General features: G+C 71.1%; 9 protein-coding genes. 3 read left to right on the top strand and 6 right to left on the bottom strand.

The features are described from left to right. The first annotated feature begins 68 nt into the window (after nt 1-68). Entirely contained in the window at nt 69-2,105 is a 2,037-nt protein-coding gene (locus AC068D_RS09680) for a VWA domain-containing protein (RefSeq protein ID WP_478822409.1), read from the top strand. Here AC068D_RS09680 and AC068D_RS09675 read toward each other — a convergent pair. Next, nucleotides 2,102-3,190, bottom strand: a complete 1,089-nt coding sequence (locus tag AC068D_RS09675; RefSeq protein WP_478822616.1) for a sensor histidine kinase — start codon at nt 3,188-3,190, stop codon at nt 2,102-2,104. The two genes, AC068D_RS09680 and AC068D_RS09675, sit on opposite strands and share 4 nt — an antisense overlap. Before the next feature lie 44 nt (nt 3,191-3,234). Beyond that, nucleotides 3,235-3,891, bottom strand: coding sequence for a response regulator transcription factor (locus AC068D_RS09670; protein ID WP_478822408.1), 657 nt, complete (start codon nt 3,889-3,891; stop codon nt 3,235-3,237). Nucleotides 3,892-4,035: 144 nt separating this feature from the next. On the opposite strand from AC068D_RS09670, the gene metG reads away from it, so the two are divergent. Then, on the top strand, nt 4,036-5,664 hold the full coding sequence (gene metG, locus AC068D_RS09665; protein ID WP_478822407.1) for a methionine--tRNA ligase: 1,629 nt from the start codon (nt 4,036-4,038) through the stop codon (nt 5,662-5,664). A gap of 240 nt (nt 5,665-5,904) precedes the next feature. Here the strand turns inward: metG and AC068D_RS09660 are convergent, their stop codons facing one another. Then, the gene (locus AC068D_RS09660; protein WP_478822406.1) at nt 5,905-6,663 is read right to left on the bottom strand and encodes a L,D-transpeptidase family protein; all 759 of its coding nucleotides are present in this window, start codon (nt 6,661-6,663) and stop codon (nt 5,905-5,907) included. A gap of 237 nt (nt 6,664-6,900) precedes the next feature. After that, on the bottom strand, nt 6,901-8,673 hold the full coding sequence (gene aspS / locus AC068D_RS09655) for an aspartate--tRNA ligase (RefSeq protein WP_478822405.1): 1,773 nt from the start codon (nt 8,671-8,673) through the stop codon (nt 6,901-6,903). Nucleotides 8,674-8,854: 181 nt separating this feature from the next. Here aspS and AC068D_RS09650 point away from each other — a divergent pair, with 181 nt between their 5' ends. Then, the gene (locus AC068D_RS09650; RefSeq protein WP_478822404.1) at nt 8,855-11,029 is read left to right on the top strand and encodes an ATP-binding SpoIIE family protein phosphatase; all 2,175 of its coding nucleotides are present in this window, start codon (nt 8,855-8,857) and stop codon (nt 11,027-11,029) included. On the opposite strand, the gene AC068D_RS09645 is transcribed toward AC068D_RS09650, so the two are convergent. Further along, nucleotides 10,942-12,069 (bottom strand): AI-2E family transporter, encoded by a 1,128-nt coding sequence (locus AC068D_RS09645; protein ID WP_478822403.1) that lies wholly within the window; start codon nt 12,067-12,069, stop codon nt 10,942-10,944. The genes AC068D_RS09650 and AC068D_RS09645 overlap by 88 nt on opposite strands. Before the next feature lie 378 nt (nt 12,070-12,447). Beyond that, nucleotides 12,448-13,407: a pirin family protein gene (locus AC068D_RS09640; RefSeq protein WP_478822402.1), complete on the bottom strand. Its 960-nt coding sequence runs from the start codon at nt 13,405-13,407 to the stop codon at nt 12,448-12,450. Nucleotides 13,408-13,444 lie beyond the last annotated feature (37 nt).

Below are 13,444 nucleotides of genomic sequence, written 5' to 3'. Positions count from 1 at the left end.
CCAGGGATGCGGGGCTTGCCGCGCCTGGACCGGACAGATCGCACCCGATTACGCGAAAGGCCTCGCCCATGGGCATTCGGAGCTTGCTGCGCAAGGTGTTTGGACGCGAGCGTACGGAGCCGTCGTCCACGGCCCCGACGACGACCCCGACCGCCCCCGCCGTCCCGCCCCAGGCCGAGGCCCCTTCCGGGCCCGGCTCGGAACGCGCGGAAGACCTGGTGGCGGCGGCTTTCGACAAGCCGGTGCCACGGGCGACGATCCCGTCGGCGCGGACGACGTCGGATCCGGCTGACGCCGCCGACTCCACCGCGCCCGCTCATGCGGCCGGTGATGCGGCTGAGCAGGACACCGGGGAGGAGACCGCGCCCGCCGGGGCCGAGGCGGTTGCCGCAGGCGCCACCGTGGCACCCGAGGCGGGGACGGAGCATGCCGTCACCGTGGACGAGGCCACCGCCCTGTCCACGGTCACGCAGCTGGAGCCCGCACCCGCCGCGGGCGAGGAGGCCACCGCATCGCCCGGCGAACCGGCCGGGGCCGACCGGCCGGGCGCAGCCACCGCTGACACCGCTGACACCGCCGGCGGCGAGGCCGCGGACGCCCGCGTCGCCGACGAGGCCACGGACGGCGCCACTGCGGAGACCGAGCCCGCGCAGTCCACCGCGAGCACCGCGGAAGCCCCCGTCGCCGACGTGGCGACCGATTCCGCCGCCCCTGCCGTGGTGATCCCCGCGCAGGATGCCGGGGACTCGAAGACGAACGGCGGGCGGGCCGCCGATGTCGCCTCCGCCGAGGCGGAGACCACGCCGGCCGAGGCCGAGGAGCACATCGCCGCCCCGGCCGCGCGGATTCCCGCCCAGGAGACCCCGGAGCCCAAGCCGGCCGACACCGCCGAGGCGACGGCCGAGCAGCCTCCCGCCGACCGCGCTGCGGAGCCGGAGCCGGAGCCGGAGCCGGAGACCACGGCACCCGACGCACCCGAGGCCGTGGAAGCGTCATCTGCCGCGACCGCCGGAACGGAGCAGACCAGCTCCGCTCAGGCCGGGGCCGCGGAACCCGTTTCCGCAGCTGCCGGGGGCGACGAGCCGGAGCCCGCGGCGGCCGACGCCGCGACGGCGGAAGGCGACGCGACGGCGGAAGGCGACGCGACGGCGGAAGGCGACGCGACGGCGGAAGGCGACGCGACGGCGGAAGGCGACGCGACGGCGGAAGGCGACGCGGACGACGAGCCCCTGGCTGCCACCGACGAGGCTCCTGCGGCCGACCCCGCACAGCAGGCCCCGGAACCGGCATCCGCCGGGACGGAGCCGAGCGCGACGGCCGAAGCCGCACCCGCCGAACCCGCACCGGCCGCGGCCCCCGAAGCCGGGGCCGACGCCGCGGAGGCCCCCGAGGAGACCGACTCCGCCGCCGGAAAGCCCGCCCTCTCCCTCGCGCGCGTCAAGGCACGTGCCGCCGGACTGGTCGGCGCGTACAAGGCCGCAGGCGCCGTGTTCAAGGACGCCGGGGCGGCCGGGGCACGGGCCAGGGTGTACCTGGTGCTCGACCGGTCGGGGTCGATGCGGCCGTACTACAAGGACGGCAGCGCGCAGCAGCTCGGCGAGCAGGTGCTCGCGCTCGCCGCGCACCTGGACGAGGCCGCGACCGTCCACCTCGTGTTCTTCTCCACGGACATCGACGGCACCGGGGAGCTGACGCTCACCGACCACGAGGGCCGTGTGGACGAACTCCACGCCGGTCTCGGCCACATGGGCCGGACCAGCTACCACCGTGCGGTCGAGCAGGTCATGGAGCACTACGGGAAGTCCGGCGGCGACGGCCCGGCCCTCGTCGTCTTCCAGACCGACGGTGCCCCGGACGCCAAGCAGCCCGCCAGGCAGGCCCTCGCGGACGCGTCCGCCAAGCCGGTCTTCTGGCAGTTCGTGGCGTTCGGCGACACCGAGGCCAAGGGCTTCGACTTCCTCCGCAAGCTCGACGCGGACGACACCGTGGAGAACGCCGCGTTCTTCCACGCCGGTCCCGACCCCCGCGAGCTCACGGACGAGGAGCTCTACCAGGGGCTGCTCGGCAGGTTCCCGGGGTGGCTGAACGGCCGCCTCAAGGGTTAGACCACGCCACCGGGTCCGGAGGGCAGGCTCACGCGCACCACGAGCCCGCCGTCCGGACCCGGTTCCGCGGACACCGTCCCGCCGTGCGCCACGGCGATCGACTGCACGATGGAGAGCCCCAGCCCCGCCCCCGGCCCCATCCGGTCGCGCCCCTCTCCTCGCCGGAACGGTTCGAACAGACCCGGGATGTCCGCCGCGTCGACCGGGGGGCCGCTGTTGGCGACCACCAGGTCGCTTCCCTCGGCCCGTACGTCCACCGTCCCGCCCGGCACGTTGTACGCCACCGCGTTGGCCAGGAGGTTCCGCACCAGCTGCGCCAGCAGGAGCCGGTTTCCGCGTACGACGGCCGCGGGGGACCCCACCACCTCGGCCGGGACCCCGCACCTCCCGCACTCCTCGCGCACGACATCCCCGAGGCGGACATCCTCGCGCTGCTCCAGGCCCCGCTCGCTGCGCGCCAGCACCAGCAGGCCCTCGATCAGCCGCTCACTGCGCCGGTTGCTGTCGAGCAGCAGCTCCTTCGTCCGGGCGATCTCCTCTGCGGACGCGGACTCGTCCAGACCCACCTGGATCGCCGTCCGCTGCGTCGCCAGCGGCGTGCGCAGCTCGTGCGAGGCGTTCGCGATGAACCTGCGCCGGCTGTCGAACGCCGCCTCCAGCCGCGCCAGGAGCTCGTCGATCGTGTCGCCGAGCTCCTTGAGCTCGTCGTCGGGCCCGCGCACGGCGATCCTCCCCCAGGCTCCGCCCGGGGGGTCTCCCACCAGCGTGTGCTCCGACAGCCGCCGTGCCTGCGCGGTCATCTCATGCACGGGACGCAGCACACGCCCAGCGGTCCACCACCCGACCACCACCGCGCATGCCGCAGTCCCCAGCAGCGCGAAGGCCGACCAGATCAGCATCTGCTCGAACGCCGCGTCCCGAACGTCGTCCGCCAGGCGCACGACGGTGATCTCGCGCACCGGCAGCGCGGATCCCGTCCGCTCGGCCATGGCCGTCGTCCCGTCCTCCGTACCGGCGCGGGACAGCAGGTTCACGGTCCCGAGCAGACAGCCTCCGAGGACCAGGAAGGCGGCGCCGTAGACCATCGCGATGCGCGTACGAATGGTGGACCCGGGTCCGAGGTACGACGTCACAGCACGTACCCCACGCCCTGCACCGTCCGGATCAGCGCCGGCTCACCCAGCTTCCCGCGCAGCTTGCTCATGCACACCCGCACCGCCCCGGTGAACGGGTCGGCGTGCACGTCCCACGCCCGCTCCAGGAGCTCCTCCGCCGAGACCGCGGCCCCGTCCGCCTCCAGCAGGATCTGCAGCACCGTGAACTCCTTCGGCGACAGCTCGAGGTCCCTTCCGTCCCGCTCCGCGGTCCTGCGCACCGTGTCGAGCCGCAGCCCGTACCGCTCCAGCAGCGGCGGCAGTGGCGGCCTTGCGCTGCGCCGCCGCAGCGCACGCACCCGCGACACCAGCTCGGGGAACTCGAACGGTTTGGCCAGATAGTCGTCCGCCCCCAGGTCGAGTCCCTCGACCCGGTCCTCCATGGACGCTGCGGCGGTCAGCATCAGGATGCGGGTACGGGACGCGGAGGCGACCAGGTCACGCGCGACATCGTCCCCGTGCACCCGGGGCAGGTCGCGGTCGAGGACGACGACGTCGTAGTCGTGCAGTCCCAGATGCGCGAGGGCGGTGTCACCGCTGTGGACCGTGTCGACGGCGAAGCCGGCCCGCCGCAGCCCCGTGGCGACCAGCTCCGCCAGCGCCTCCTCGTCCTCGGCGACCAGTATCCGCATGCCCTCTTCCCCTCGTCGGATCCGCGCCCCCTGCACCCCAGGACGGAAGTTCTACCGGACCGGATGTTTCCGGAACGTCTCCGGCCACGGGCCCGCCGTTTATGCGTGTGAGTCGATCTTCAGAGGGCCGATAGGATTTCGACCATGGCGGCCACTGGATCCGAGAAGCAGGGGACGAGCGAAGGCGTGCGCGCCTTCTACGTATCGACCCCCATTTACTACGTCAACGACGCTCCTCACCTGGGCCACGCCTACACGACCGTCGCAGGCGACGTGCTCACGCGCTGGCACCGTCAGCGCGGCGAGAAGGTGTGGTACCTCACCGGCACGGACGAGCACGGTCAGAAGATCATGCGCACCGCGGAGGCGAACGGCGTCACCCCGCAGGAGTGGTGCGACAAGCTCGTGGAGGAGTCCTGGAAGCCTCTCTGGGAGCACCTGGAGATCGCGAACGACGACTTCATCCGCACGACGGAGAGGCGTCACACCGACCGCGTCCAGGAATTCGTCCAGGACCTGTACGACAAGGGCGAGATCTACAAGGGCGGGTACGAAGGCCCGTACTGCGTGGGCTGTGAGGAGTACAAGCTCCCCGGCGATCTGATCGACGGCGAGGGCGAGTACGCCGGGCAGAAGCTGTGCCCCGTGCACAAGAAGCCGGTGGAGATCCTCAAGGAGGAGAACTACTTCTTCAAGCTCAGCGAGTACGGCCCGAAACTGCTGGAGTTCTACGAGTCGAACCCGGGCTTCATCCAGCCCGAGTCCGCCCGCAACGAGGTCGTGAACTTCGTCAAGCAGGGCATGCAGGACCTGTCGATCTCCCGGTCAACGTTCGACTGGGGCGTCAAGGTGCCCTGGGACGAGAAGCACGTCATCTATGTGTGGATCGACGCCCTGCTGAACTACGCCACCGCGGTCGGATACAACGAGAACCCGGCGAAGTTCGAGGAGACCTTCCCGGCGAACGTGCATCTGATCGGCAAGGACATCCTCCGCTTCCACGCCATCATCTGGCCCGCGATGCTGATGGCTCAGGGCCTTCCGTTGCCCGGCAGGATCGCGGCCAACGGCTGGCTGATGGTCGGCGGCGAGAAGATGTCGAAGTCGAACCTGACGGGCATCAAGCCGCAGGATCTGACCTCGCACTTCGGCGTGGACGCCTACCGCTGGTACTTCCTGCGCGCGATCGCCTTCGGCCAGGACGGCTCGTTCTCGTGGGAGGACTTCACCGCCCGCTACACGAGCGAGCTCGCCAACGACTACGGCAACCTGGCCTCGCGTGTCGCCGCGATGGTCGGCAAGTACTTCGGTGGCGCGCTGCCGGAGGCGACCGCGAGCGGCGAGGCCGAGAAGGCCGTCCAGGAGGGCCTGGCGAAGGCCGTGACCGAGGCCGACCGGAAGATCGGCGAGGAGCTGGACTTCCAGGGCGGCATCCTGGCGATCTTCGACTTCGTCAAGCAGGTCAACGGCTACATCACGGAGCAGGAGCCGTGGAAGGTCGCCAAGGACGAGTCCGATGAGGGCAGGGCCCGTCTCGCGACCATCCTGTACACGGCGGCCGAGTCCCTGCGGGCCGTGGCGGTGCTGCTGAACGCGGTCATGCCGGACACCTCGCAGAAGCTGTGGGACTCGCTGGGCGCCGAGGTCGCGCTCGGTGCCCTGGCGGACCAGCGCGTCCAGGACGCGGCCGACTGGGGCAGGCTCCCGGTCGGCTCGACGGTGACGAAGGGCGCGGTGCTGTTCCCGCGTCTGGAGGAGAAGCCCGCGCAGTAGTCGGCGGCGCAGCCCTGTTGGACGGGCGAGGGCCCGGGAACCGGCGTGGTTCCCGGGCCCTTTCGCACATCTGCGCCCGGTGCGTCGGCCGCCTCGATCCCGACGGCACAGGCACGTCGTGCCCCGCGCCCACGGCCGGGACGACGGCCGCAGGAACCTCACCCACACCCCACCGTCACCGCACACGTCCCGGCGGGACGGGTGGGGACGGGCAGGACCGGCAGGACTGCTCGTGCCCTGTCAGCGCGCCAGCGCCTCCGCGTCCCCCATCACCACCACCGGCTCCCGGTCCGGGTCCAGCCATCGGAGCAGCTCCCGCATCCGCTCCTCCGTCAGCGACACACACGCCTGAGTGGGCCCCTCGTGGTCGACGTGGAGCCAGACCCCACCGCCCCGGTCCCAGCCCATGGGCCTGCTGTAGTCGTCATAGAGCGGGGACACACCGGCCAGACGGTTGTAGTTGATGGCAACGACATAGTCGAACGAGCCCTCGAGCGGCTCCCCGAGGAAGCCCCTGCCACTGGCCGTGAACAGAGAGGTCTCGTGGTACGGAAGCCGCGTACCCGGATCGGGCAGCCTGCCGCCCGCGTCGGTGAGCCCGAAGACCCCGATCGGCGACCGTCTGTCCCCGGCCCAGTGCTCGTCGGTCCAGCCGTTCAGGCCGTTGTGGGCACGCCACCGCCCGGAAACGGCCTGCCAGCCCTTCACCCGGTCGCGCTCGTACAGAACGGCCGTGGAGCGGCTGGAGTCGGGGCCCTCCCCGGTCACCACGACGGCCTGCGAGGTGTCGGCCGGAATGAGGTCGAGGGTCTTGGCACCGAGTCCCGGGATCGCCGACGGCCCGGCCGCCTCCCCGGAGGCCCTTCCCAGGCTGCTCTGCGGACCCGGCTGGGCCGGTCCCGGGCCCGGGGGTGACTGCGAGGGCTTCGCACAGCCCCCGACCAGCAGTCCTGCGGCCAGCAGCGGCGCAGCTGCCCTGGTCAGTACGGTGCTGAGCACGACGCGGTGTCCTCTCGTGGTCCGGCACCGGTGGTACGCCACCGGCACACCCGCCCTCCCTTCCCTTTCCGGGGCGTGTGGCCGCGGGCCGGACGGTGCGAACGACTCGTAAGGGGCCACGGATTACGCGAGAACGCGTAAGGGGCCCGGAACCTTTCGGTTCCGGGCCCCTCACGACGGTTCAGCGGGCGGACCGTCCTGCCGGTCGCACGGCGACGCGGCGGATCGGCCGCCGGATCACTCGCCCGACTTCGCCGGGGGCTTGCGCAGCGCGATGTTCAGCTCGCGCAGCCGCGCTTCCTCGACCTCGGCCGGCGCGCCCATCAGCAGGTCCTGTGCGTTCTGGTTGAGCGGGAAGGCGATCGTCTCGCGGATGTTCGGCTCGTCGGCCAGGAGCATCACGATGCGGTCGACACCCGGGGCGATGCCGCCGTGCGGCGGGGCGCCGTACTGGAAGGCACGGAGCATGCCGGAGAACTCGCGCTCCACGGTCTCCCGGTCGTAGCCCGCGATCTCGAAGGCCTTGAACATGATCTCGGGCTCGTGGTTCCGGATGGCGCCGGAGGACAGCTCGACACCGTTGCAGACGATGTCGTACTGCCAGCCGAGGATGTCCAGCGGGTCCTGGGTCTCCAGGGCCTCCAGACCGCCCTGCGGCATGGAGAACGGGTTGTGCGAGAAGTCGATCCGGTTGGTGTCCGGGTCCTTCTCGAACATCGGGAAGTCGACGATCCAGCAGAAGCGGAAGACGTTGTCCTCGAAGTGCCCGGACCGGCGCGCGGCCTCGACCCGCACCGCGCCCATGATCTTGGACACCTCGTCGAACTCGCCGGCGCCGAAGAACACCGCGTGGCCCGGCGCCAGGCCGAGGCGCTCGGTGAGGACCTTGACGTTCTCCTCGGTGAGGAACTTGGCGATCGGGCCGGAAAGGGCGCCGTCGTCGCCGACGCGCACCCAGGCGAGGCCCTTGGCACCCTGCTCGATCGCGTACTCACCGAGCTGGTCGAAGAACTTCCGCGGCTGGTCCTGGACGCCCGGAACCGGCAGCGCGCGGACGTGCTTGCCCGCGAATGCCTTGAACTCGGAGCCCTCGAAGACGTCGGTGATGTCGACGAGCTCCAGCTGGGCGCGCAGGTCCGGCTTGTCGGAGCCGTACTTCATCTCCGCCTCGCGGAACGGGATCCGCGGGAAGGGGGAGGTGACGTGGCGGCCGCCGCCGAACTCCTCGAAGAGCTCGGTCATGAGCTGCTCGATCGGCTGGAAGACGTCCTCCTGCTCGACGAAGCTCATCTCGACGTCGAGCTGGTAGAACTCACCGGGCGAGCGGTCCGCACGGGCGTCCTCGTCGCGGAAGCAGGGCGCGATCTGGAAGTAGCGGTCGAAGCCCGCGATCATCAGCAGCTGCTTGAACTGCTGCGGGGCCTGCGGCAGTGCGTAGAACTTGCCCGGGTTCAGCCGGGACGGCACCAGGAAGTCACGGGCGCCCTCGGGGGAGGTCGCGGTGAGGATGGGGGTGGCCATCTCGTTGAAACCGAGGGCCGTCATCTTGTGCCGGATCGCGGAGATCACCGCGGTGCGCAGCATGATGTTGCGGTGCATGCGCTCACGGCGCAGGTCGAGGAAGCGGTACTCCAGACGCCGCTCCTCGTTGACACCGTCGTCCGTGTTGATCGTGAAGGGCACCTGGGCGGAGGCGCCGAGCACCTCGACCTCGGTGACCTCGATCTCGACCTCGCCGGTCGGGAGCTCGGGGTTGACGTTCTCGGTGCCACGGGCGGAGACCTTGCCGTCGATGCGGACGACGCTCTCCTTGCTGATGTGGCTGAGCGCCTCGTTCGCAGGGGTGCCCGGGCGGGCGACCAGCTGCACCAGACCGTAGTGGTCGCGGAGATCGATGAAGAGGATGCCGCCCAGGTCTCGGCGATTGTGCAGCCAGCCGCTCAACCGGACGTCGGTTCCGACGTCAGAGGCGCGGAGCTCGCCGCAGGTGTGGGACCTGTACCGATGCATCGTCGTTCATCCAGTCTTCGTCGCAATGGAGATGTGGGCAGACCCACCCAGGTTACCGTCCGGCCCGGTGTCCCCTTTCCGTACGGTGCGCGGGCCACCGCGGAGCCCGGCCCGCGGCCAGGACCGGTGCCCCGCAGCGGTCGGCAGGTGAACGAGCACGGGACACGAATACAGTAGGAAAATGCGCACCGAGGACGTCCTGGCCGCTATCGCGACCGGCCTGTGGCGCTGGGACAACGCATCCGGGACCGTCTCCCTCGACGCCGAGGCCGCCCGGCTGCTCGGGCTGTCCGCCGAAGCCGGCACCTACTCCGTGGCCAACGTGCGCTCCCGTTTCCACCCGGTCGACTGGAACGAGGTCTACGGCGTCGTGAACGTCGCGGTCACCGAGGGCACCGTCGCCGAGGCCCGGCTGCGAATCGTGGACGAGGAGGGCCGGGTGCTGCGCATCGTGCGCAGTCGTTGCAAGCCGGTCATCGAGGGCGGCGACTACATGCTGACCGGCACGCTCCAGGAGGTCGCCGAAGTACCGCCCGGGACGAGCTCCGCGCGCACTCCCGTCACCGGCGACTGGCGCCGCTCCCGCGAGGCGTTCCTGCTGGACGCGGGCCGGGCGCTGGCCGAGGCCCGGTCCACCGCGGAGGTGCTGAGGGTCGCCGCTTCGCTGTCGATGCCCGGCTTCTCGCCGGACGGACTCGCCGTCTTCGGAATCGAGGGCGACCGGCTGAAGGTCCTCGGCCAGCACGGATACGACCCGGTCGAGGGCGGACCCTTCGCCGACATGCCGCTGGACACCGAGTATCCGGCCGCCGAGGTCATCCGTACCGGCCGGGCGCTCTACATACCGTCGCGCGGCGAGTACCGGCGCCGCTATCCGCTCGTCTGGCCGGTCATCGAGCGCTTCGGCAGGCAGTCATGGGCCTTCGTGCCGCTGGTCGTCGCCGGCCGCACCATGGGCTCGTGGATGGCGGCCTTCAGCCATCCCGTCGCCTTCACCCCCGACGAGCGGTCGGTGCTGACCACGGTCGCGCGGATGCTGGCCCAGGCCCTCGCCCGGGCCGGTGTCGCCGACAACGGGCGGGAGCCGTCGCGCGGACTGCAGCGCTCGATGATGCCCTCGCTGGGTCCCGCGATTCCCGGGATGTCGGTGGCGGCGCGGTATGTGCCGACCGGTGGCGGGCTGCAGGTGGGCGGCGACTGGTACGACCTGATCCCCCTGCCGACCGGCCGGATCGCGCTGGTCATCGGTGACGTCCAGGGCCATGACGTACGGGCCGCGGGGCTGATGGGGCAGCTGCGGATCGCGTTGCGCGCCTACGCCGCCGAGGGGCACCGTCCCGATGCCGTGCTCGCCCGCACCTCGCGCTTCCTGGTCGGGCTGCACGAGTACACGGAGAGCGAGGCGTACGACGACGGCGACCGGGTCGGGACGGTCACCTGGCCGCGCTTCGCCACCTGTCTCTACCTGGAGTGCGATCCGGCGACCGGCACCATCGACATCGCACGCGCCGGGCACCCCGACCCCGCGGTCCGGCTGACCGACGGGACGGTCATCACGCCCTCCACCGAGGGCGGACTGCCTCTCGGCATCGACCCGGACGCCGGCTATCCGACCACCAGAATGGTGCTCGGGCCCGGCGAGACGATCATGATGTGCACGGACGGCCTGCTGGAGACGGGCGGGCACGACCTGGAGAGCGGCTGGGAGCGGATCCGGGCCGTGCTGGAGGAGCACCGCGACGAGGACGACTCCCTCGAGAAGCTCGCCGACACGCTCGTGCAGGCCGTGCACGGGCCCTCCTCGCACTACACGACCGGCCGGCTCACCGACCGGCGCGAGGACGACATCGCGGTGCTGCTGCTGTCCCGGCACGGCAGGCCGCTCCGCCGTGCCCCGCGCCGGACCGTCCTCGCCGTCGCCCAGGCCGAGCCCGAGCGGATCGCGATCGCCCGGCAGCATCTGCGTGATCTGCTGCACGACTGGGCGGACACGGAGCAGATCGACTCGGCGGTGCTGATGATCTCCGAGATGCTCACGAACGTGCTCGTCCACACCGACTGCGACGCGCTGATGGTGGCGGAGGCAGCGGGGGAGCACGGGAGCAGGCGGCTGCGGGTGGAGGTCTCGGACGCAGGCGACGAGCTGCCGCACCTGCGGCGGCCCGGCGAGCTGGCGTCGTCCGGACGCGGTCTGGTGCTGATGGACATGCTCGCGGACGTCTGGGGCGTGGAACCGCGGGGCGAGGGCAAGTCGATCTGGTTCGAGCTCTACGAGCCGGGTCCGGGTGCGCCGGGGGACGACGTTCCGGAGACCGTCCCGGCGGGGCCGTCGGTGGGATCGCCGACGGGCTCGTAGCGCCCCCGCAGCACTCCGATCACCCCGAACGCAGCAGCGGTCAGCGGCACGGCCAGCAGCATCCCGAGGATCCCGGCGATACCCGCTCCTGCCGTGATCGCCAGCATGACGACCGCCGGGTGCATCTGGACGGTCCGGCTCTGGATCATCGGCTGCAGTACGTGTCCTTCCAGCACCTGTACGGCCAGGACCACTCCCAGCGCCCAGAGCGCGATCACGAACCCCCGGTCGGCGAGCGCGACGAGCACGGCGAGCGCGCCGGAGATGAACGCACCCAGATACGGGATGTACGCGAAGACGAACACGAGCGCCCCGAGCCCGACCGCGCCCGGCACTCGCAGGATCAGCAGGCCGACGGTGATGCAGATGGCATCGATCAGTGCGATGAACGTCGTCCCCCGCATGAAGCCCTCGACCGCGACGAACGCCCTGCGGCCCATCGCCTCCAGAAGGTCGCCCGTGTCACCTGGGGCGAGGGTGCGCAGGGCTCCGACCGCACGGTCGGAGTCGCGGAGGAAGAAGAAGATCAGCAGCAGGGCCAGCACGGCGATGGCGATCATCTCGCCGACGACACTGAGCCCCGAGATGACACCGGAGGCCGCTGTTCCGCCGAACTTCGACAGCAGGTCCTTGGAGTTCGTCGCCAGGTCGTCGAGCGACGTCCCCGCGGCCCCGAAGTGCTTCGCGAGATCCCGGGCGGCCTGCCGGAGCGAGGACACGATCTGGTCGCCGCTGTCGATCAGCGCGTTGACCACGACGTACATCGCACCGCCGACGACGAGGAGCACGGCGGCGCAGGTGAGGCCCGCGGCCAGCGACCGCTGGACCTTCATCGAGACCAGCCGGCGGTACAGGGGTCCGAGCAGTGCCGTACCGAGCACGGCGAGCAGCACAGGTGTGACGGCCGTCTTGAAGACGATGATCAGCCAGATGCCCACGGCGGCGACCCCGGCCACCAGGAGCAGGACCAGGCACCAGGCGGCGAGGCGTCTGACCGGCCGGGGAAGAAGGGCCTGTGTCGACCCTGACTGTGGCTGCACACCACCCAGCCGACCACGGCGCGGACGAACCGTCCCGCCCACCGGGCCCAGGCGGGTGACACCCCATCAGCTTCCCCGGCATCCGCGTCGCTGCCCTGCGGAACCGTCGGACCATGCGGAATGCATGCCGGGGCAGAGCTGTCGTGCGAGCTGCCGGGGGGCGGCGAGCCGCTCGTGCTGGTGCACGGCAGCCCGACGGACCACGACGCCCTGGGGGCCGTCGTCCCGGGACTCGCGGAGACGTGCCGGACGGTGGTGCACGCCCGCCGGGGTCACAGCCGCGGTGAGCGGACTCCGGGCCCGCCCCGGCAGGCGTCCTCGGGGTTCGGTGACCGTCCGGCCCAGGCAGGCACATCCGGGTCCGGGCCGCGGGGGTCGTCACATGCCGTGCACCGCGGGAACGGTGCCGAGGCGGCCCTTCTGGAAGTCCTCGAAGGCCTGCTGGAGCTCTTCGCGGGTGTTCATGACGAAGGGACCGTAGTGCGCCATCGGCTCGCGGATGGGCCGGCCGCCCAGCAGCACGATCTCCAGGTCACCGGTGTGCGAACCGTTCTGCTTGTCGTCCGCCCGCACGGTCAGCGAGCCGCCTTCACCGAACACCGCGGTCTGGCCCATGTGGATCGGGCGGCGGTCGGTGCCGACCGCGCCCCGCCCGGCCAGGACGTACGCGAGACCGTTGAAGTCCTCGCGCCACGGCAGGGTGATCTGCGCACCGGGGCGCAGGGTCGCGTGGATCATCGTGATCGGGGTGTGGGTGATGCCCGGCCCCTGGTGGCCGTCGAGCTCACCGGCGATGACGCGCAGCAGCGCGCCGCCGTCCGGAGACGTCAGCAGCTGGACCTGGCCGCCCCGGATGTCCTGGTAGCGCGGGTCCATCATCTTGTCGGCGGCCGGGAGGTTGACCCAGAGCTGGAGCCCGTGGAACAGCCCGCCGGACATGACGAGCGACTCCGGCGGAGCCTCGATGTGCAGCAGTCCGGAGCCGGCGGTCATCCACTGGGTGTCACCGTTCTGGATGGTGCCGCCGCCGCCGTTGCTGTCCTGGTGCACAAACGTTCCGTCAATCATGTACGTGACGGTCTCGAAGCCACGGTGCGGATGCCAGGGCGTGCCCTTGGGCTCACCGGCTCCGTAGTCCACCTCGCCCATCTGATCCATCATGATGAACGGGTCGAGGTACTTGTAGTTGATCCCGGCGAAGGCGCGGCGTACCGGGAAGCCCTCACCCTCGAAACCGCTCGGCGCCGTGGTCACGGCGAGCACGGGACGCGCGACGGCATCCGCGGCAGCGGTGACGCGCGGCAGGGCGAGCAGGTTCTCGACAGTCACTGCAGGCATGGGGCGACCTCCTTGTGCGAACAGTTTAGTTGAATAC

The sequence above is a fragment of the Streptomyces sp. NPDC043861 genome, from assembly GCF_056435905.1.
This window is presented reverse-complemented; position numbering and strand designations above follow the sequence as displayed.